18 protein-coding genes and 1 riboswitch are annotated in these 19,488 nt (G+C 71.1%); of the genes, 8 read left to right on the forward strand and 10 right to left on the reverse strand.

The genetic code is table 11. The annotated features are described in order from the left end of the window. The first annotated feature begins 12 nt into the window (after positions 1-12). From dxs to IF11_RS37175, 4 genes are all read left to right on the forward strand, one after another. Positions 13-1,965 carry a 1-deoxy-D-xylulose-5-phosphate synthase gene (gene dxs / locus IF11_RS0131595; RefSeq protein WP_030355214.1) on the forward strand — a complete coding sequence of 651 codons (1,953 nt, stop codon included), beginning with the start codon at positions 13-15 and terminating at the stop codon, positions 1,963-1,965. After that, positions 1,962-3,353: an aspartate aminotransferase family protein gene (locus IF11_RS0131600; protein ID WP_030355215.1), complete on the forward strand. Its 1,392-nt coding sequence runs from the start codon at positions 1,962-1,964 to the stop codon at positions 3,351-3,353. The genes dxs and IF11_RS0131600 overlap by 4 nt, the downstream gene beginning before the upstream one ends. A 75-nt stretch (positions 3,354-3,428) precedes the next feature. After that, a complete protein-coding gene (locus IF11_RS0131605) occupies positions 3,429-4,052 on the forward strand; it encodes a helix-turn-helix domain-containing protein (protein WP_037729083.1) in 624 nt (207 codons plus the stop codon). 119 nt (positions 4,053-4,171) lie between these two features. Then, positions 4,172-4,291: a DUF6126 family protein gene (locus tag IF11_RS37175; RefSeq protein ID WP_037729095.1), complete on the forward strand. Its 120-nt coding sequence runs from the start codon at positions 4,172-4,174 to the stop codon at positions 4,289-4,291. Between the two features lie 9 nt (positions 4,292-4,300). Here the strand turns inward: IF11_RS37175 and IF11_RS0131615 are convergent, their stop codons facing one another. Continuing rightward, positions 4,301-5,113: a tyrosine-protein phosphatase gene (locus IF11_RS0131615; RefSeq protein ID WP_030355217.1), complete on the reverse strand. Its 813-nt coding sequence runs from the start codon at positions 5,111-5,113 to the stop codon at positions 4,301-4,303. A 450-nt stretch (positions 5,114-5,563) separates the two neighbouring features. Continuing rightward, a riboswitch (cyclic di-AMP (ydaO/yuaA leader) is annotated at positions 5,564-5,722 on the forward strand. 4 nt (positions 5,723-5,726) lie between these two features. Between IF11_RS0131615 and IF11_RS0131620 the strand changes: the two genes are divergently transcribed. Both IF11_RS0131620 and IF11_RS0131625 read left to right on the forward strand, forming a co-directional pair. Next, positions 5,727-6,725: a M23 family metallopeptidase gene (locus IF11_RS0131620; protein WP_030355218.1), complete on the forward strand. Its 999-nt coding sequence runs from the start codon at positions 5,727-5,729 to the stop codon at positions 6,723-6,725. Between the two features lie 171 nt (positions 6,726-6,896). Then, positions 6,897-7,721: an SGNH/GDSL hydrolase family protein gene (locus IF11_RS0131625; protein WP_030355219.1), complete on the forward strand. Its 825-nt coding sequence runs from the start codon at positions 6,897-6,899 to the stop codon at positions 7,719-7,721. 24 nt (positions 7,722-7,745) lie between these two features. Here IF11_RS0131625 and IF11_RS0131630 read toward each other — a convergent pair whose 3' ends face one another. The 5 genes from IF11_RS0131630 to IF11_RS0131650 are packed head-to-tail and all read right to left on the reverse strand — an operon-like array spanning position 7,746 to position 12,927. Then, positions 7,746-8,591 carry an STM4011 family radical SAM protein gene (locus IF11_RS0131630; protein WP_030355220.1) on the reverse strand — a complete coding sequence of 282 codons (846 nt, stop codon included), beginning with the start codon at positions 8,589-8,591 and terminating at the stop codon, positions 7,746-7,748. 6 nt (positions 8,592-8,597) lie between these two features. Next, entirely contained in the window at positions 8,598-9,950 is a 1,353-nt protein-coding gene (locus tag IF11_RS0131635; RefSeq protein WP_030355221.1) for an STM4012 family radical SAM protein, read from the reverse strand. Further along, a complete protein-coding gene (locus IF11_RS0131640; protein ID WP_030355222.1) occupies positions 9,947-10,759 on the reverse strand; it encodes an STM4013/SEN3800 family hydrolase in 813 nt (270 codons plus the stop codon). Before IF11_RS0131640 ends, IF11_RS0131635 begins: the two co-directional genes overlap by 4 nt. After that, complete coding sequence (locus tag IF11_RS0131645; protein WP_169746444.1) at positions 10,756-11,970, reverse strand: STM4014 family protein; 1,215 nt, start codon at positions 11,968-11,970, stop codon at positions 10,756-10,758. The genes IF11_RS0131640 and IF11_RS0131645 overlap by 4 nt, the downstream gene beginning before the upstream one ends. Before the next feature lie 3 nt (positions 11,971-11,973). Continuing rightward, a complete protein-coding gene (locus IF11_RS0131650) occupies positions 11,974-12,927 on the reverse strand; it encodes an STM4015 family protein (protein WP_030355224.1) in 954 nt (317 codons plus the stop codon). 159 nt (positions 12,928-13,086) lie between these two features. On the opposite strand from IF11_RS0131650, the gene IF11_RS0131655 reads away from it, so the two are divergent. Then, a complete protein-coding gene (locus IF11_RS0131655) occupies positions 13,087-13,425 on the forward strand; it encodes a hypothetical protein (protein ID WP_030355225.1) in 339 nt (112 codons plus the stop codon). Positions 13,426-13,546: 121 nt separating this feature from the next. Beyond that, positions 13,547-14,566: a DUF6745 domain-containing protein gene (locus IF11_RS0131660; protein ID WP_030355226.1), complete on the forward strand. Its 1,020-nt coding sequence runs from the start codon at positions 13,547-13,549 to the stop codon at positions 14,564-14,566. Positions 14,567-14,825: 259 nt separating this feature from the next. On the opposite strand, the gene IF11_RS0131665 is transcribed toward IF11_RS0131660, so the two are convergent. From IF11_RS0131665 to IF11_RS0131680, 4 genes are read right to left on the reverse strand one after another with little or no spacing between them, the layout of a single operon-like run. Beyond that, on the reverse strand, positions 14,826-15,737 hold the full coding sequence (locus IF11_RS0131665) for a carbohydrate kinase family protein (RefSeq protein WP_030355227.1): 912 nt from the start codon (positions 15,735-15,737) through the stop codon (positions 14,826-14,828). Continuing rightward, positions 15,703-16,383 carry a TetR/AcrR family transcriptional regulator gene (locus tag IF11_RS0131670; protein WP_030355228.1) on the reverse strand — a complete coding sequence of 227 codons (681 nt, stop codon included), beginning with the start codon at positions 16,381-16,383 and terminating at the stop codon, positions 15,703-15,705. The genes IF11_RS0131665 and IF11_RS0131670 overlap by 35 nt, the downstream gene beginning before the upstream one ends. Positions 16,384-16,411: 28 nt before the next feature. Continuing rightward, a complete protein-coding gene (locus tag IF11_RS0131675) occupies positions 16,412-17,614 on the reverse strand; it encodes a Glu/Leu/Phe/Val dehydrogenase dimerization domain-containing protein (protein WP_030355229.1) in 1,203 nt (400 codons plus the stop codon). Then, a complete protein-coding gene (locus IF11_RS0131680; RefSeq protein ID WP_030355230.1) occupies positions 17,611-19,233 on the reverse strand; it encodes a 5-guanidino-2-oxopentanoate decarboxylase in 1,623 nt (540 codons plus the stop codon). The genes IF11_RS0131675 and IF11_RS0131680 overlap by 4 nt, the downstream gene beginning before the upstream one ends. Positions 19,234-19,488 lie beyond the last annotated feature (255 nt).

A 19,488-nucleotide genomic window follows, 5' to 3' on the forward strand; every position in this document is an offset into this window, starting at 1 on the left:
GGGGGCCCGAGCGTGTCAGTCTTGGAGAATATCCGGGGGCCGCGCGATCTCAAGGCGCTGAGTGAAAGTGACCTCGGTGAACTGGCCGAGGACATCAGACAGTTCCTGATTCAGGCGGTCGCCAGAACCGGCGGCCATCTCGGGCCCAATCTCGGGGTGGTGGAGCTGACCATCGCCCTGCACCGGGTCTTCGATTCGCCCGTCGACCGCATTCTGTGGGACACCGGCCATCAGAGCTATGTGCATAAACTCCTCACCGGCAGACAGGACTTCTCCAAACTGCGCGGCAAGGGCGGCCTTTCCGGTTATCCCTCACGCGCCGAGTCCGTACACGATGTCATCGAGAACTCGCACGCCTCGACCGTGCTCGGCTGGGCCGACGGACTCGCCAAGGCCCGTGAGGTGCTGGGCGGCGAGGACCATGTCGTCGCGGTCATCGGGGACGGCGCGCTCACCGGCGGAATGGCCTGGGAGGCGCTGAACAATATCGCCGCCGCCAAGGACCGGCCCCTGATCATCGTGGTCAACGACAATGAACGGTCCTACGGCCCGACGATAGGCGGACTCGCCGATCACCTCGCCACGCTCCGTACCACCGACGGCTACGAGAGCGTCCTGGCTTGGGGCAAGGACGTACTCCAGCGCACCCCCGTGGTGGGCAAGCCGCTGTACGAGTCGCTGCACGGCGCGAAGAAGGGGTTCAAGGACGCCTTCGCCCCGCAGGGCATGTTCGAGGACCTCGGTCTCAAATACGTCGGCCCGGTCGACGGCCATGACACCGCCGCCCTGGAATCGGCGCTGCGGCGCGCGAAACGCTTCCACGGACCCGTGCTGGTGCACTGTCTGACGGAGAAGGGGCGCGGCTACGCGCCGGCGCTGGAGGACGAGGCGGACCGCTTCCATACGGTCGGCGTGATGGATCCGCTGACCTGCGAGCCGCTGGCACCGCCCGGCGGCCCTTCCTGGACCTCGGTGTTCCGTGACGAGATCGTCGCGATCGGCGAGGAGCGGCCGGACGTGGTGGCGATCACGGCGGCCATGCTGCACCCCGTGGGGCTGACGAAGTTCGCCGAGCGCTTCCCCGACCGGGTCTGGGACGTGGGGATCGCCGAGCAGCACGCGGCGGTCTCCGCGGCCGGGCTCGCCACCGGCGGGCTGCATCCGGTCGTCGCCGTCTACGCCACGTTCCTCAACCGCGCCTTCGACCAGTTGCTGATGGATGTCGCCCTGCACCGCTGCGGCGTCACGTTCGTACTCGACCGGGCCGGGGTCACCGGGGTCGACGGGGCCTCGCACAACGGTATGTGGGACATGTCGATCCTCCAGTGCGTACCCGGACTGCGGATCGCGGCGCCGCGCGACGCCGAGCGGTTGCGGGCGCAGCTGCGCGAGGCGGTGGCCGTGGACGACGCGCCGACCGTGGTGCGGTTCGCCAAGGAGTCGGCGGGGGCGGAGATCCCGGCCGTGGGACGCGTGGGCGGGATGGACGTCCTGCGCCGCGCGGCGGACGCCGACGTGCTGCTCGTATCGGTGGGAGTGCTCGCGCCCGTATGTCTCCAGGCGGCGGAGCTGCTCGCGGAGCGCGGTATCGGCTGCACGGTCGTCGATCCCCGGTGGGTCAAGCCCGTCGACGAACAGCTCGCCCCGCTGGCCGAACGGCACCGGCTGGTCGCCGTCGTCGAGGACAACAGCCGCAGCGGCGGGGTGGGTTCGGCCGTCGGACAGTCGCTGCGTGACGCGGGGGTGGACGTACCGCTGCGGACCTTCGGTATCCCCGAGGAGTTCCTCGCCCACGCCAAACGGAGCGAGGTGCTGGCCGACATCGGTCTCACCCCGGTGGAGATCGCGGGACGGATCAGCGCCGCCCTGGCACGTAAGGAGAGCCCGGCACGTGTGGGGAAGCAGGCGCGCGAGGTGAGCCGGGCGCGCGAGCAGCGCCCGGCAGGCAAGGAGAGAGCGGAATGACCGAGCCCACGGGCTTCGACCTGTCGCGGCTGCTCGCGGAGCGCGGCGCCGAGCGCTACGAGCTGTACACGAAACACCTCAACCACCAGCTCCCGCGCATGCTGCACACCATCGGCTTCGACCGGTTCTACGAGCGGGCCGAGGGTGCCTACTTCTGGGACGAGGACGGCAACGACTATCTCGACATGCTCGCCGGCTTCGGCGTCATGGGCCTCGGCCGGCACCACCCCGTCGTACGCAAGGCGCTCCATGACGTCCTCGACGCCTCGCTCGCCGACCTCACCCGCTTCGACTGCCAGCCGCTGCCCGGTCTGCTCGCCGAGAAGCTGCTCGCCCACTCCCCGCATCTGGACCGGGTGTTCTTCGGCAACAGCGGTACGGAAGCGGTGGAGACGGCGCTGAAGTTCGCCCGGTACGCGACCGGCAGGCCCAGGATCCTGTACTGCTCGCACGCTTTCCACGGGCTCACCACGGGCTCGCTGTCGGTCAACGGCGAGGACGGCTTCCGGGACGGCTTCGCACCGCTGCTGCCCGACACCGCCCTCGCGCTCGGCGATCTCGACACGCTGGAGAGGGAACTCAAGCGCGGCGATGTGGCGGCCTTCGTCGTCGAGCCGATCCAGGGCAAGGGCGTCCACGCGACACCGCCCGGTTTTCTGCGCGCCGCCCAGGAGCTGCTGCACAGACACAAGGCGCTGCTCATCGTCGACGAGGTGCAGACCGGCCTCGGCAGGACCGGGGACTTCTACGCGTACCAGCACGAGGACGGAGTGGAGCCGGATCTCGTCTGTGTGGCCAAGGCACTCTCCGGCGGCTATGTGCCCGTCGGCGCGACCCTCGGCAAGGACTGGATCTTCAAGAAGGTCTACTCCTCGATGGACCGGGTGCTGGTCCACTCGGCGAGCTTCGGATCCAATGCCCAGGCGATGGCCGCGGGCCTGGCCGTGCTGTCCGTGATGGAGGACGAGAACGTCGTCGCCAACGCGCGGGCCACCGGCGATCTGCTCCGGTCACGGCTGGCCGCGCTCGTCGACCGCTATGAGCTGCTGTACGAGGTACGCGGCCGCGGCCTGATGATCGGCATCGAGTTCGGCCGGCCGAACTCGATCAAGCTGCGCGGTCGCTGGACCATGCTCCAGGCGGCCCGCAAGGGACTCTTCGCGCAGATGGTGGTCGTACCGCTGCTCCAGAAGCACCGGATCCTCACCCAGGTCTCCGGCGACCATCTGGAAGTGATCAAGCTGATCCCGCCGCTGACCATCGGCGAGCGGGAGGTCGAGCGTTTCGTGGACGCGTTCACGGCGGTCATGGACGATGCCCACGGCGGTGGCGGACTGATGTGGGACTTCGGCAGGACCCTGGTGAAGCAGGCCGTGGCCAACCGGTAGCGCGAGTCCGCAGGCGAGCTTTGCCTCTCGGGCAAGAAATTTGCCTGAGAGGAAAGTTCCTGGCGCAATGGAGGCATGAGCACACCTCCCGCCGGAGAGGCCGCCGAAGACCTGCCCGACCAGCTGCCCGATGTCGCACCCCGACTGCGCGAGCTGCGCCGCGGCCGGCGGCTCACCCTGGAGACCGCCGCCGCGCGGGCCGGGCTCTCTCCCGCTCATCTCTCCCGGCTGGAGACCGGCCGCAGACAGCCGTCGCTCCCGATGCTGCTGAGCCTCGCCCGTATCTACGGTACGACCGTCTCCGAGCTGCTCGGGGAGATGCCGCCGGAGCGCGATCCCATCGTCAGGGCCGGCCGGATGGAACCGGTCGAGGCCGACGGCTGGACCTACCACCAGGCGGGCGGCTCGGGGCGGGCCATGCAGCCGCTGCGGCTGCAGGTCCCGTACGGGGCGCAGGGCGAGCTCGTCCGCGTACATCCGGGCGAGGAGTGGCTCTATGTCCTCGAAGGGCGGCTGCGGCTGACCCTCGGGGACGCCGTACACGTACTCGACCCCGGGGACAGCGCGCACTTCGACTCGCTCACCCCGCACCGGATCGCGGCGGCCGGAGCCGAGGGGACCGAGCTGCTCTTCGTCCATACCCTGCTGCAGAGCCCCGCCGCCGAGTTGTGCCTCGGCGGCGGGGCTCATCGCCGCTGACCTGCTGAGAGAGGTCTGCCACCATGCCCGAGTCAGAGAAGCCCGAGTCAGAGAAGCCCGTGTCGGAGAACGTCGCTCCGGAGAACCCCCTGCCGGGGAACGCCGCGTCCGGTCATGTCATGAAGGAAGAGGGGAAGTTCCCCCGCGGGCTGGTCATCCGGCTCTTCGCCTATCTGATCGCGGGCCATCTCTTCGCGGCCTTCCTCTATCTGCTCTTCGAGATGGGCGCCCGGGGGTAACGGCGCCCCTCAGCTCTGGTCGAGGAGACGGGCGCGGAGCCGCTCGCGGGTTTCGGGGGCGAGCCCGAGCCCCTCGGTCAGATAGCGGTCGGTGGTGCCCCAGGTCTTCCCGATGGTCTCGAAGGCCGCCGCGAGATACTCGGCGCGAGCGTCGAAGAGCGGGCTGAGCAGCTCCATCACCTCCGAGGACATCCCGGTGGGGGAGTTGTCGGTGCGGTGGATCGGGTAGCGGCGGTGCGGGTCGTTCGACTTGAGATAGTCGGCCTCGATCGCCTCGGGCTCCACCCCGACCGCGAGCAGGGACACCGCGATGGAGAGCCCCGCCCGGTCCTTGCCCGCCGCGCAGTGCATGAGCGCGGGGACGCTGTCCTCGGCGAGGGAGTGCAGGACGCGGCTGTGCTCGGCGGTACGTGTTGTGATGATCGTCCGGTACGAGTCGATCATCCGGGTCGCCGCTCGGCCGTCCGAGAGGAGCGAGCGCAGCTGGTCGAGATCGCCGTCCCGCACCATCAGCCAGAACTCGGCGCCGTCCGCGGGATCGGTGAGCGGCAGGTTCACATTGCGTACGCCGGTCAGTTCCACGTCCGCGCCGTCGAGCTTCAGATCGGCGGCGTTGCGGAAGTCGAAGATCGTGTGCAGGCCGAGGGCGGAGAGGTAGGCGGCATCGGCCGGCGTGGCGTTGGCGAGATGTCCGCTGCGGAAGAGCCTGCCGTGGGCCACCCGCCGGCCGTCCGTGGTCGGCAGTCCGCCCACATCGCGGAAGTTGCGCACGCCGGACAACTCGGGCTCTGTCGACGGGACCTGCGGCAGCTGCTGCGTCACGGCGTGCTCCTCCGTGTCTGCCGTCGGCGCGGCTCGCCGACGATGTCGGCTTCCGACCCTACGACATTTGTTCCTCAGGCAACCTGCGGCAATCGGCCCGCCCTCGGAGGGGTCAGAAGCGCATTATTCGGACACCCCGCGCCGATGAATATCGCCCAAATGCCTATCTGTCCGGAATGAGTGATTCCGCATAACCTGCCCCGGTCGCGGGGGAGATGGGCTCGGGCCAGTGAGCAGGATCATATCCGTGACGTTGCGTGGTGGTACCGGGAAGGGCAATTGCTGCTCCGCAAGGAAATTGGAGAACGGAATCCACGCAGGGTGACCGAATTGCCGGAGCGATATCCGAAACGGGCGCCACCGCCGGAAAACAGCATCTTGTTCCGGCCGTCCGACTCGCTTACGTTCAGCCTCAATCCGAGCGGATCGCCGAATCCTGCCGCCGCTCGGAATTCGCATCCACCCATCAACGCGTGGCAGGAGCGGGGGACCCAGGTAGTACGCCGATCCGGAACTCCGGGCGGCTTGGGGTGAAGTCGCGCACCACGCGCGGCCGGGCCGCTCCAGCCCGAACCCGACAGCTCACCTCGCAGGCGCCGGAGAGGAATTCGCCATGCCCGCGAAGGGTAAGCACCGCCGTCCCAAGAACAACCCGATCTCGCGCGGATTCATCGCCGCCGGCACGGGTGGCGCAGCCATCGCGCTTCCCCTCATCGGCGCCACCGGCGCGCACGCCGCGGAGAAGGCCGCCCCCGCCGTCGCTCCGCAGGCCGTCTCCGCCTCGGCGCACACTACCGCCACCCAGCACGCCACCAGGGTCGCGAGGACCTACACGGTGGTCGCCGGGGACTATCTCTCCAAGATCGCCGTCGAGCACCATGTCCGGGGCGGCTGGCACCGGCTGTACAAGGACAACCGCGAGGCCATCGGCGACAATCCGTCGCTGATCCACCCCGGCCTGAAGCTGACCCTCGGCGGGCGCGGCGCGGCGCACACCTCGTCCGAGGCTCCGGCGCAGTCCTCCAGCTCCTCGGCCGATTCCAGTTCCTCGGGCGATTCCAGCTCCTCCGCCGACTCCGCCGATTCCTCGTCGAGCGACTCCGCGTCGAGCGGCTCGACGGACGAGTCCGCCGCTTCGACCGCCGAGCAGGCACCCGCCGACACCGCCGAGCAGGCACCCGCCGACACCGCGGCGCAGAGCACCGGTTCCGGCTTCACCGCGCCGGTCGACGGACCGACCTCCACGCCGTACCGCGCCTCCGGCTCCAGCTGGGCCAGCGGCTACCACACCGGTGTCGACTTCTCGGCATCCTCGGGCACCCCCGTGAAGGCGGTCAGCGACGGTACGGTCGTGACGGCCGGCTGGGGCGGCTCGTACGGCAACCAGGTCGTCATCCAGCACAGCGACGGCATGTACTCGCAGTACGGCCACCTGTCGTCCCTAGCCGTCTCCGCGGGACAGAGCGTCAGCGCGGGCGAGCAGATCGGACTCTCCGGTTCCACCGGCAATTCCACCGGACCGCACCTGCACTTCGAGATCCGTACCGGCCCCGAGTACGGCTCGGACGTCGACCCGGTGGCCTACCTCCGGGAGAACGGCGTCAACATCTGATTCGTCAGATCACGTCAGTTCAGACCGCTGCCCGGCACTTTCCGTGCCGGGCAGCGGTCATTTATCGCCTATTCCCGCTTGGCCGAAACTTGACCGATGGCATATCTCACCCGGCGTCAACCCCTCCTTACGGTCGCGTAGGTCACATCTGCCGGTGAATGATGTGGTGCTGTGGCAGGCGATTCGAGATCAAGAAGAAATGGCGTACTCGGGTCGTACGCGGCGATCGGCGACAGCTTCACGGAGGGTGTGGGAGATCCGGGCCCCGACGGGATGTATGTCGGCTGGGCGGACCGGCTCGCGGTCCTGCTCGCCGACCAACTGCCGGTCGCGGGTGCGACAGCGGACACCGCCCATGGCGATTTCCGGTACGCCAATCTCGCCGTACGCGGACGGCTCCTCGACCAGATCGTCGACGAACAGATACCGCGCGCGAAGGAACTCGCCCCGGATCTGGTGACGTTCTGCGCCGGCGGCAATGACATCATCCGGCCCGGCACCGACCCCGACGATGTCGCCGAGCGTTTCGAGCGGGCCGTCGCCGATCTCTCCGGCGCCGTCGGCACGGTCATGGTGACCACCGGCTTCGACACCCGGGGCGTGCCCGTGCTGCGCCATCTGCGCGGCAAGATCGCCACGTACACCGCGCATGTACGGGCCATCGCCGACCGCTACGACTGCCCGGTGCTCGACCTCTGGTCGCTCAAGTCCGTCCAGGACAGGCGGGCCTGGGACGGCGACCGGCTGCATCTGTCACCCGAGGGGCACACCCGCGTCGCACTGCGCGCCGCGCAGGTGCTCGGCCTCGATGTGCCCGCCGACCCGGACCAGCCGTGGCCGCCGCAGCCGCCGCGCGGGACGCTGGAGGTACGGCGCGACGACATCCACTGGGCGCGCGAATATCTCGTGCCGTGGATCGGACGACGGCTGCGCGGGGAGTCGTCCGGCGACCACGTCGAGGCGAAGCGACCCGACCTCCTGCCCCTCAAGCACTGACCACGGGGGCGGATCCGGCGCCGGTCATACCCCCGCCGGGACCCGTTCCAGGACCCCTCCGGCGAACACGTCGTACAACGGCAGCGTCTCCAGATGCACATAGCCGATATGGCAGTCGCACACCGCCAGCGGACACGCTCGCGGAGCGAGCGCCCGCCGGTAGGACCCGTCGTAGAGATTGCCCAGCTCGGCGCGGACGAAGTGGCAGCGCCGGACCGTACCCTCGCCGTCCACCGAGATCACCGACTCGCCCGTCCGGCAGGGCAGACCGGCCGAGCGGTGCGGGCTGCGGCTGTAGGGGAAGAGCGGATCGAGGGCCGTCCAGCCGTCGGCCTCCTCGTCCGTATAACTGTGTCCCTCGGCCGCGTTGATCCAGAGATACACCTGCTCGGGCAGGTCGGCGCGCAGCCGGCGGGCGTGCTCCAGATGGTCCGGCAGACCGACGACCCCCACACTGAACCGGATCGACCGGTCCGCCAGCTCATGGGTCTTCGCGAGGAAGCGGTCGTACGGCGTCTGGCCCGGGTGGTACGTGCACCACAGGGCGAGCTTCGCGGGATCGGCGTCCGCCAGCCAGTCGGTGCGGCAGCTGAGATTCGTCTGGATCGCCACGCGGCCGATATGCGGCAGCAGCGACAGCTCGGTGAGGGCGCGCCGGTACCAGGAACGCACCAGCCCTTCGCCCCACGGGGTGAACAGCACCGACAGCCTGTCCTCCCGCTGCTCCGACGCCCAAGCGGTGAAACGCTCCAGGGCGGCCCGGTCGGCGCGCAGTTGGTCCCGGCTGTCGCGGCGCTTGGCGAACGGGCAGTAGGGACAGTCGTAGTCGCAGGAGGCGAGCGGGCCACGGTAGAGGATCGTCAGGTCCACGGGGTCTCACTTCCTCTCGTACGCGGCCATCGAGGCCCGTACGGCGGGGGAGAAGAGCGCGGGACCCAGCGCGTCCGAGTACGCGAGCCCCTCGGGGGAGAGGCGCAGCAGGCCGGTCGGCGCGCTCTCGTCGAGCCAGCCGAGGGCCGCGAACCGGGCCAGCTCGGCAGGGAAGTCCTCGGCGGGGCCGGAGCCGAACCGCTCGCGGTAGTCCGCCTCCGCCATCCCCTCGGCCTGGAGAAGCGACTGGAGGAGATGGCGGCGGCGCGCCTCGTCACCGTCGATCCGGCGGCCGACCTCCGCGCGCGAGAAGTCCTCCGTCACCGTGTAGGTGTCGATGAGGGTGCGTATCTCACGCATGTCGACCGCGTAGTCGAAGGAGTAGTGGAGCGCGGACGTGTACGAGCGGGCGCCGCAGCCCAGACCGATCATCCCGTCGGTCTGGCACGCGTAGTCGTCGGGGCCGGCGTCCTCGAACGGGATGTCCGGGCGGCGGAACATGCGCATGGACAGCTGTTCGTAGCCCTGGGCCAGCAGATGGTCGCGACCCTGCCGGTAGAGCCGCAGCCGCTGGTCGTCCCAGGCGGCGTCACCGCCGGCGCCGAGCCGGCCGAGGCCCGTGAGCGGCCGTACGTACAGGGGGTAGAGATACAGCTCCTCGGGCCGCCAGGCGAGCGCGGCATCCAGGGAGTGGCGCCAGCTCGCCTCCGTCTGGCCGTCGATGCCGTAGATCAGATCGATGTTCAGGACGGGGATCCGGGCGTCCCGTATGCGGCCGAGCGCGGCCTCGACCTCGGCGCGGCGCTGTGGGCGTACGGCCGCCTTCGCCTCGGCGTCGACAAAGCTCTGGACGCCGATGCTCAGGCGCGTGGCACCCCGCTCGGCGAGCACCGCCAGCCGGTCGGCGGTGGCCGTCGCCGGGGAGGTCTCCACGGAGAGCGGGACGGCCCGCAGATCGGCCCCCATCCGCTTCTCGGCGATATCGCACAGCCGGTCCAGCTCGTCGGCGTCCAGATAGGTGGGCGTCCCGCCGCCGAAGGCCGCCGCGGCGAACCGTACGGTGTCCGCGGCGGCTTCCGCGTCTGCCAGGGCGTCGCGCACGGCGGTCGCCTGCCGGTCGAGCGCGTCGAGATAGCGCGTCGTCAGTTCGTCGGGGGCGCCGATCCGGGTGAAGAGGTTGCAGAAGCCGCAGCGGACCTCGCAGAACGGTATGTGCAGATAGAGGGAGAGCGCGTCCTTGCGTTCACCGGCCCACAGCCCACGCAGGGCCGGGCGGTCCTCCAGCGGGCGGTAGGCGGTCTTGTGCGGATAGGCGTAGACATAACTCTCGTACGGACGAGGCGCGGGGGTGGTGCTCATCGGGCTGTCCCGTTCTCCAGGAAGAAGTGGGCGTACGGCACGGTCCAGACCACCTCGTGGCCCAGGCGGTGGCCGGTCCAGCCGTCGTCGCCGTAGGCGGTGCCATGGTCGGAGCAGACGATCGTGAAGCAGCGCCGGCGGCTGCTCGCGGCGGCGAAGAGCCGGCCGATATGGCGGTCGACATACTCCAGCGCGGCGGCGTGAGTGGCCCGCGAGTCGCCCGCGTCCCGGGTGGCGCCGGGCAGATGGAACCAGTTGGGCTGGTGCAGCGCCGCCACATTGACGAACAGGAACAGCCGCTGGTCGGGCTCCAGACCGGCGACGACCTTCTCCGCGCGCTCGACCTGCGCCTCGAAGGAGGTGGCGGAGGCCACGCCGAACTCCGGCTCCCAGTGGCTCTCCTGGAACAGTCCGGGCAGTACGGAGCCGAGCGCGCCCCGCCGGTTGAAGAAGCCGACCCCGCCCAGACACACCGTGCGATAGCCGGCCGCCGCGAGGCCCGAGACCAGATCCGGCGTGTCATAGACAAAGGTCCGGTCGGCCGTGGTCTCGCTGCCTCCGAAGCGCGCGGCGAACAGCCGTGGATGCGGACCCGGCACGGCGGGGGTGGGCAGGAACCCGGCGAAGATCGCCTGATGCGAGGCGTAGGTGAAGCTGCCCGGGGCGTGCCGCTTCTCCCAGCGGCCGTCCGGGAGATGCCGGGCGAGATGCGGGATACGGCCCGCGGCGGCCAGTTCCTCCGCGACATCGAAGCGCAGCGTGTCGAGCGTGACGAGCAGGAGATCGTCCCGCCCGACGACCTCGTTCATGTCAGGTGTCTGCACACCGGCTCCTCGGTCGTCCGGCGGGTGGCACGCCTCGGCAGGGCGGCGAGTTGCGCCGCGTACGTGTCCAGGCCCTCGGCGCCGCGGCCCGGCAGCCCTGTGAGACCGGGCAGCAGATCGCCGAAGGCGTTGACCTCTGCGATGGCGTACCGCCGCCAGCTCGGGGCGGGCAGCAGATCGACACCCACGCAGTGGGTTCCGGGGAAGCAGTCGGCCGCCCATTCACTGAGGGTGAGAGCCGTGGAGAAGCTGCCGCCGGACGCCTTGATCACGGCACGGGCCGCGTCGAGGTCCCCGCGCTTCCCGCCCAGATGGAGATTGGTCATGGGCGACCGGCTGGTCCGTACGACCACGTGCGTGGCGCGGCCCGCGACGACCACCACCCGCAGATCCGCCGACCTGCCGTCCAGGACCCCCTTCGGCACCCACTGCTCGATATGCAGTCCGTCGGGCGCGAGGGTGTCGATGATCGCGGCCACGTCGCGCTCGCTGGTGTAGTCGCGGATCCGCAGCGAGTTGAAGAGGCGGCCCGCGTCGTCCCGTTCGACGGAGGTGAGGGCGCGCACCCGGCCGGGGCCCGCTCTCTCGACGGCGAGGACACCGGAGGCCGACGAGCCGTGGGCGATCTTGACGAACGCGCGGCGGAGCCCGGCCCCGGCCATCAGGGCGCGTACGTCGTCCCAGCCGGACACCGCCGGCCGGTCGGCGCCCGAGGTGGGGGATACGGGAACGCGGACCCCCGCCGCGTCCAGCACGCCATGGCAGAGCCGCTTGTCGAAGAGGACCGCCAGCTCCCCGGGATCGTCGAGCAGTTCGGCTCCGGCTCCGGCGGCGGCCCGGCCGAGGCCCCGGGCTGCCGCCGTGAATCGTTCGTACCAGCGGCCCGTGCCCTCGACGCGGGTCGGATCGTCCATGTCGCGCAGCAGCCGGTCCACCTCCGGGTCCTCGCCCGGGGAGTCGATCCGTACCGTCTCACCGGCCGCGAACTCCGCCCGGCCGTCGAGCACATCGCGCCAGGACACCTCGCGGGCGGGGGACAGCCCGGCGGCCCGCACGGCGTCCTGGAACAGGGACACGCGGCGGTTGCCGGGGATCCCGACCACGACCAGCTTCGGATCCCTCGGGGTTGTCGTGCTCGGGGACGTGTCGCTCCGTGCCGGTGCGCTCGGGGGCGGGGCGCTCGGGTCCGGGGTCATCCGTTACTCCGCCACCGCGGTGTAGCGGTGCTCGACGCCGTCGTCCTCACGGTCCGGCTCCGTGCTCTCCGAGAGGTCGATCTCGACACCGGCCGCGCCCAGTGTGTCGAGGAGACGCTTCCGCATCGCCTCGCCGAGGTAGTTGTGGTGCAGATCGAGCTTCTTGAGATGGGTGAGCGGCTGGCCGCCGAGAAGAGCTTCCGCGCCTTCGTCGCCGAGCGTGCCCATCGAGAGATCGAGCGTCTCCAGCCCGGCCACGACCGGGGCGCCCGCCAGCGCCATGGCGATCTCGTCCTGCATCTCGCTGTTGCGCAGCGCCAGCGACCGCAGCCGGGGCAGCCGCGACCCGGCCAGGATCGGCGCCAGATCGGCCACTTGCGCGTTCGCGCCGTACCACGACGTACCGAGCCAGAGATCGAGATGCTCCAGCTCGGGGAAGTCGCTCGCCGCGACGGACCGCACCACTTCGGCGTCCAGGCCGCCCGTCTCGATGGTGAGCGAGCGCAGCCGCGCGTGCCGGACAGCGGGGAAACGCAGCTCCTGGCCGCCGCGGACCCCGAATGCGCGCAGCTCGGGGAAGGCGTCGAGCAGCGGGGTCACCAGCCCCTGGTTGATCCAGGAGATCTCGCACTCCATGAACGTGATGTCACCGAGGAACAGCGCACGCAGCGCGGGCAGCCGGTCGCGGGCGGCGACGAGCGCCGAGATCACCTCGTCGGGGCCGGAGTCGTAGGCATCGCTCCAGGCACCGACGATCAGCGCCCGGACCTCGGTGGTGTCCACGGACTCGGCGAAGCGCGCGAACGCCGCCTCCCACGCCTCCTCGGACTCGTACGAGTCGACCGAGATACGCCAGGCCACGGAGGCCGCGTCGGGGAGCTCCGCCTTCGCTTCCGCCGCGGGGAAGTCGAACGCGGGCAGGCCGTGGAACTCCCGCATTTTTTCCGAAATGGCCATGACGAACGCTCCAGACACCGGTGACATGTGATCGGCTGATGTGCAGCAGTTCTACCAGCGGCCACTGACACTGCCCCGCTCCGGGGCCGATTGTCAGACCCTCCCCCTAGCGTCGTTCACAGGTCGGCGCACTCGGCGCCGCCGGTCGAGGGGAGAGCCATGTTCCGGCAGGGAGACGTCCTTATCGTGCCCGTCGCGGAAGAGACGGTGCCAGCGCGTGTGGGGGACGCCGAGCGCGCCCCCGGCGAGCCGAGGGACGCGCGGGGGCGGCTGGTCCTGGCCCTCGGCGAGGTCACCGGCCACGCCCACGCGGTGACCGGACCCGGCCGGCTGGTCCGTGAGCCGGGTGACGAACTCGGACCGATGTTCCTCCATCTCCCGGAGGGCGGACGGGTGGTGCACGAGGAGCACGCGGCGATACCGCTGCCCAAGGGGTGGTTCCGGGTGGTGCGCCAGCGCGAGTACCTGCCGGGCGCGGTGCGCATGGTCGCGGACTGAGCGTGGCCGCGCGGGCCGGCCCGGGGGCGGGCCTCGGGGCGACAGCGGTACGGAAACGGCGGACAGGAATGGGGGACGGGCATGACAGGGGACGGGAATGACGTGGGATGGGGCTTCGGGAATGAGTGACGTGGACAGGTGGCGGGCGGTCGCGGCGGCGACGGGGGAGAAGGGGGAAAAGGGGGAGACGGACCGGGCCGCCGCCGAGCGCGGGGTGCGGCTCGCCTACCGCAGGGCGGGCCTCGCCGAGCCGGAGCGGATCATCTGGGCCGGCTCGCCGCTGGCCGGGGCACGGGCCGCGCGGTCGCTCGGCGACGCGGGACGGTCCGTGCGGGACGAGGTGCGTACGTACCCCTGGGCCGAGGAACGGCGCAGAATGCACGACGCGTTGGGGCCGGCGGGCTGGGCCGACCACTGGAACGCCACCGGCGCCCGGCTCTGGGACACCACCCGGGCGCTCGCCGAGCGGATACGCACCGGAATCGCGGACGCTCTGGCCGACCGGCCCGCCGAGGCGGCCGGGATCCGTGCGGTGCTGCTCGACGCGGTCCTCGGCCAGCACGACGCGGCCTGGCTCGCCGCGTTCGACGGCCGCAGCGAACGCCTCGAAGGGCTCGCCGAGGTGGCGCGGCACGCCGGCTGGTGGTGGCCGTACGAACGCGCCGTGGTGATCTGCGAGCGTCCCGTCGCGCTGTACCGCGACGAGGCGGGGCGGCTGGACCGCGGGGACGGCCCCGCGCTCGCCTATCCGGACGGCTTCGCCCTGTACGCGTGGCGCGGGATGCCCGTCCCCGCCGAGTTCCTCGCCGGGCTGCCGACGCTGACCCCCGAGCGCATCCGCACCGAGGCCAATGCGGAGCTGCGGCGCGTGATGCTGGAGTACTACGGCTACGACCGCTATCTGAACGAGTCGGGAGCGCGGCCCGTCCACCGCGACGAGACCGGTGTGCTGTGGCGGATCGCGCTGGACGGCGACGAGGATGTCGCGATGGTCGAGGTCGTCAACTCGACACCGGAGCCGGACGGTACGCACCGGACGTACTGGCTGCGTGTGCCGCCGACGGTGTCTACGGCCAAGGCGGGGGTCGCGTGGACGTTCGGAGTGGAGGAGGAGGTGTACGCGCCGGTGCGGCAGACGTGACGGGGGGCGTTGTCCGGGTGCGTTTCGGCCGGGGGCGGTGGTCCGGTGCGGGTTGTCGCCGGGTGGCGCTCCGGGGCTCGCGCCCGGGACGGCATACTGTGTTTTCCCGGGGGACACCCCCGGACCCCTGTACGGCGCACAGTTGCCTAACGTCCGGACCTGGATTTCGCGCGCCACAAATCACGCTTTGGTGTCCCGGACACGACCCCTGCGCGCCCCCTTCGCTGCCCGTCACCCACCACGCGTCCGGGCGCACCGTTTAGGCCGCGAGCAGTTCGTCCGGGCCGATCAGCGCTTCGTTGCCCTTGCCCGTACAGGCGTGGGCGCCCGCCACGGCGCCCAGCCGGGCGCACTCCTCCAAGTCCCGTCCGGCCAGCCGCCCGTACAGGAAGCCGCAGACGTACGCGTCACCCGCACCGTTGGAGTCCACCACCGGCGCGGGCGGGACGGTCGCCCTGACCGGGCGCGGCGTACGGCTTCCCTCGCGGCTCATCACGTACGAGCCGCCCGCGCCCGCCGTCGCGACGACCGCCTCGGCCCGGCCCTCGCGCAGGATCTCCCGCATCACCGAGGCGATCCGCTCGCTCGCCCCGGCGGCGCTGAGGAACACCAGGTCGGAGCGGAGGGCGAAGTCCTTGTGGTAGTCGGCGAGACCGTCCCAGTCGTGCAGGTCGGTCGAGACCGGGACGCCCAGCGCCTCGATGTCGTCATAGAGGAACCGGGCGAAGTTGGTGATCGACAGATGGACATGGCGGGTGCGTTCGAGATGGGGGAGATAGAAGTCGCGCGGCATTCGCAGATCGGCCGGGTCCCTGCCGTCGTGGAAGGACATCCGGCGGCCGGTCTTCTCCACGAGATTGACCGCGCGCCGGGTGCCCGCCGGGGAGATCAGGGCCTCGAAGTCCACACCGCCCCGCGCGAGCCGCTCGCGGACGCGTTCGCCGGTCCAGTCGTCTCCCAGGTAGTCGAGGAACTTGACGTTCAGGCCGAGATTCCGGCAGCCGAGCGCCACATTGCCGCCGGTGTGCCCCGGCCATTCGAGGATCGGTCCCACCGAGACCGAGTCGGCGAGTGGCACCGGCAGCGAGTCGACCCGGACGACGGTATCCACCCCGCTGCCCCCGACGACCAGCACATCATGATGGAGCTGGTCGGTCTGCTGCTGCGCCACGATCTCCCTTTCCGCTGTCTGAGGTCTGTCCGTGTTTCCGTACGAAGGCCGTGCTGTCCAGGCCCAGTTCGCGGGCAAGGGCCTCGTCGGCCCACTCCAGCATGGTGGCGCGGGGCAGTGAACCCTCGTACGACGTCATCTGAACCGCGAGGCCGTCCAGCATGGCGGTCAGCCGCCAGGCCGCCGACACCGGGTCCGCGCAGTGGAATTCGCCGGCCGCCGAGCCCTCCGCGATGACCTCGGCGAGCGCCGCCTTCCACTGCTGGTCGAGAGCGCCCGCCACCTCGCGCAGGGCGGGGTCGCGCAGCGCCGCCGCCCAGCTCTCGATCCACAGCCGCCACCCCTTGGCCTCCCCGGTAGGCGCGTACCAGCGGACCGCGCCGTGCAGCCGGGCCAGCGCGCTGTCGCGCCGGCCGAGCAGCGCGCGCAACTGGTCGAGATCGTCCCGTGCGGCATGGGCGAAGGCGGCGGCGACCAGCTTCTCCTTCGTGGAGAAGTGGTAGAGGACCAGCGCGTTGCTGACGCCGAGCACGGCGGCGACATCGGAGATCCGCACGGCGACCACGCCCCGCGCCTCGATCTGCCCGACGGCGGCGCGCAGCAGGTCCTCGCGTCGTTCCGCCACATTCAGCCGCACTCTCACCACGACGCCACCCTACCGAGACTGACAGGCCTCACCGGTACCAGCCGTACCGCTGTGCGATGACGGGCAGGCGGTCGGCGGCCATGGCGTGGGCGGCGGCGCGTGGAGTCGTACCGTCGGCCTCGGCGCGTTCCAGCATGCTGCCCACCAGGGCGCGCATCGCCCGGCGGGTATGGGCGAACGCCTCGTCCGCGTCGGGGCCGATGTCACCGAAGAGGGTCCACCACCACCAGGCGTTCGTACCGGAGTTGACCACGACGTCGGGCAGTACCGCGATGCCGCGCGACGACAGCAGTTCCTCGGCCTCGGGCAGCACCGGCATGTTCGCCGCCTCGACGATCCAGCGCGCCGTGATCCCGGCCTGGTTGGCGGCGGTCACGGAGTACGAGACGGCCGCGGGCACCAGCACGTCCGCGTCGGCGGAGAGCCAGGCGTCGCCCGGCAGTTCCCGGTCGCCGGGCCGGAGCGCGGCGCGGTCGACGGTGCCGTACGCGTCGCGGGCGGCGAGCAGCGCCTCGACGTCCAGGCCGTCCGGGTGGGCGATGGTCCCCTTGATGTCGGCCACGGCGACGATCCTCAGTCCGGCCCGGGAGAGGAAACGCGCCGTCGCGCCGCCCATCGTGCCGAGGCCCTGGAGGGAGACGCGGGTCCCCTCGTACCCCACGCCCGCCCGGTCGAGCGCGGTGAGCACCGACTCGGCGACCCCGCAGCCACCGGCCAGCGCGTCCAGGCCGATGCCGTCGACCTCGACGGCGAACGCGTCGGCGAGGCGCTGCCTGGCCTCCCGCTCGTCGTCCAGCAGCGGGTGGACCGCCTGGACGGTCGAGACGAGACCGGCCTCGGCGGCGGCCCGGTCCACCGTGTCCTGGGTCAGGCCCAGGTCCTCGCCGGTGGTCCAGCACTGCTCGATGTACGGGCGCATGGCGCGCAGATAGCGGACCAGCACTCCGTACGCCGAGGGGTCGCGCGGATCGCAGTCGATACCGCCCTTGGCGCCGCCGAGGGGGACATAACGGGCCGTCGCATCGTCCGCGTCGAAGTGCAGGGCCTCCTTCATGGTCATTCCGCGCGCCAGACCGGTCACTTCGTCGAGGGTGCAGCCGGGACGCATCCGCAGACCGCCGCTGGCGACCCCGCGGACCAGCCGGTCCACGACCAGGAAGCCCTGCCGGCCGGTGACATGGTCCGTCCACGTGAGCGAGATCAGCGGGTTGGACGGACGTGATGGGGTCATCGGGCGGGCTCCTCGGGAACGGTGATGACGGTGGGTACGGGGGCGGCCAGCGCCCGTGTGAGAGCGTCCGCGAGCGCCGCGGGGGTGTCCGCGCGTTCGCCCCGGCCGCCATAGGCGCGGGCGAGCGCGGGCAGATCGACGGGGGAGAGACCGACGGCCGTCGGGGTGTCCCCGCGCGCCGTCATCTCGTCGCGGATCTCGCCGTACCCGCCGTTGTCGAACACCACGACCGGCAGCGTGAGCCGCTCCTGCACGGCGGTGGCCAACTCCTGGACGGAGAACTGGAATCCGCCGTCCCCGCTCAGCGCGACCACTTCGCGGCCCGGCGCCGCGGTCTTCGCGCCGATGGCCGCGGGCAGGGCGTAGCCGAGCGTGCCGAAGCCGGTGGGGTGCAGATAGCGGCCTTCCGGACCGAGCGGAAGATGCGGGAGGGCGCCGTAGTAGCAGCACTGCGCGCTGTCGGAGGTGAGGATCGCGTCCGGGGCGAGTACGGACCGTACGGCACGCAGGAACGGCAGCCAGCGGGCGTCCCGTTCGGCCGTCTCCGCGTCCCGCAGCCCACGCAGCCGTACGACCTCGGCTCGGGCCGCGTCGGCGCGCGTCGTCCGGGGCGTGGTGTCCGGACCCGGGTGACGGCAGGAGCCGAGCAGCGCGCGCACAGCGAGCGCGGCGTCCCCGAGCAGCGGATGCGCGGTCCTGAGCCCTCCGTACAACTGCGCCGGATCGAGATCGACCCGCAGCAGCGTGCCGTTCAGCGCCGGCGGGCCGGCCGACCACAGGTCGGATTCGGCGAGTTCGGTGCCGACGGCGAGGACGGCGTCGCGATCCGCCAGCCATTCCTGTACGGCCGGACTGTGCAGGGAGACGCCGAGCGCGAGCGGATGGGTCTCGGCGACGATGCCCTTGCCGTTCGCCGTGGTGACCACGGGCGCGGCCAACTCCTCGGCGAGCGCCAGACATTCGGCCGCCGCTCCGCGCGCGCCGCCGCCCAGGACCAGCGCGGGCCGCCGCGCCGCGCGCAGGACGTCGGCGGCGTCCCGCACCGAGGCTTCGTGCGGCGCCGTGGGCACGGCCGGCGGTGCGAGCCGTACGTCGCCCACCGGCTCCGCCGTCTCCATCAGATCGACCGGGATCTCGATATGCGCGGGCCGGGGCCGCTCGGTACCGAAGAGCGTGAACGCACGTGCCACCGCGACGCCGACCTCTTCGACCGAGGAGACCCGGTGGCTGAACGCGGCGACGCCCCGCATGGCCTCGGTCTGGCTGCGCATCTCGTGCAGCAGACCGGTCGGCAGCCGTGGATGGCGCAGTGGCACCCCGGGGGAGACCACGAGCAGCGGCACGCTGTCCGAGTACGCCTGGCCCACGGCGGCGGCGATGTTCAGCAGGGCCGGGCCCGTCGTGGTGAGCGCGATGCCGGGGCGGCCGCTGACCCGGGCGTAGGCGTCGGCGGCGTATCCGGCCCCCTGCTCATGGCGTGGCGTCACATGAGCGATTCCGTGGCGGTCGAGATGGCGGTAGATCGCCAGATTGTGCGTCCCCGGTATGCCGAACGCGGTGCGTACGCCGTGGAGGGCGAGAGCGCGGACGAGTGCCTCACCGCCGGTCATCTCGGACATGGGAGCCTCCAGGGAGCCGTTCGGGAGCATGTACTGAACCGTCGGTCAGTATCGCAGCCGGTGGCGCGAGCGGCTTCGGGAGGGGGCCGCCCACTTGTTGAGGAGATCCCTGGACTCGGGGGCGTACGCGGGAATCCCGGGGGCAGTGACGACGTTGGACGTGCGTACGCCGGCCCGGCTGGAGCCCCGATCGATTCCGATCGACTCGACCCGCACCGATGTACGCACCCGGACATAATGGGACGACACCGAACC

It is taken from the genome of Streptomyces scopuliridis RB72, from assembly GCF_000718095.1.
GTDB classification, from domain to species: Bacteria; Actinomycetota; Actinomycetes; order Streptomycetales; family Streptomycetaceae; genus Streptomyces; species Streptomyces scopuliridis.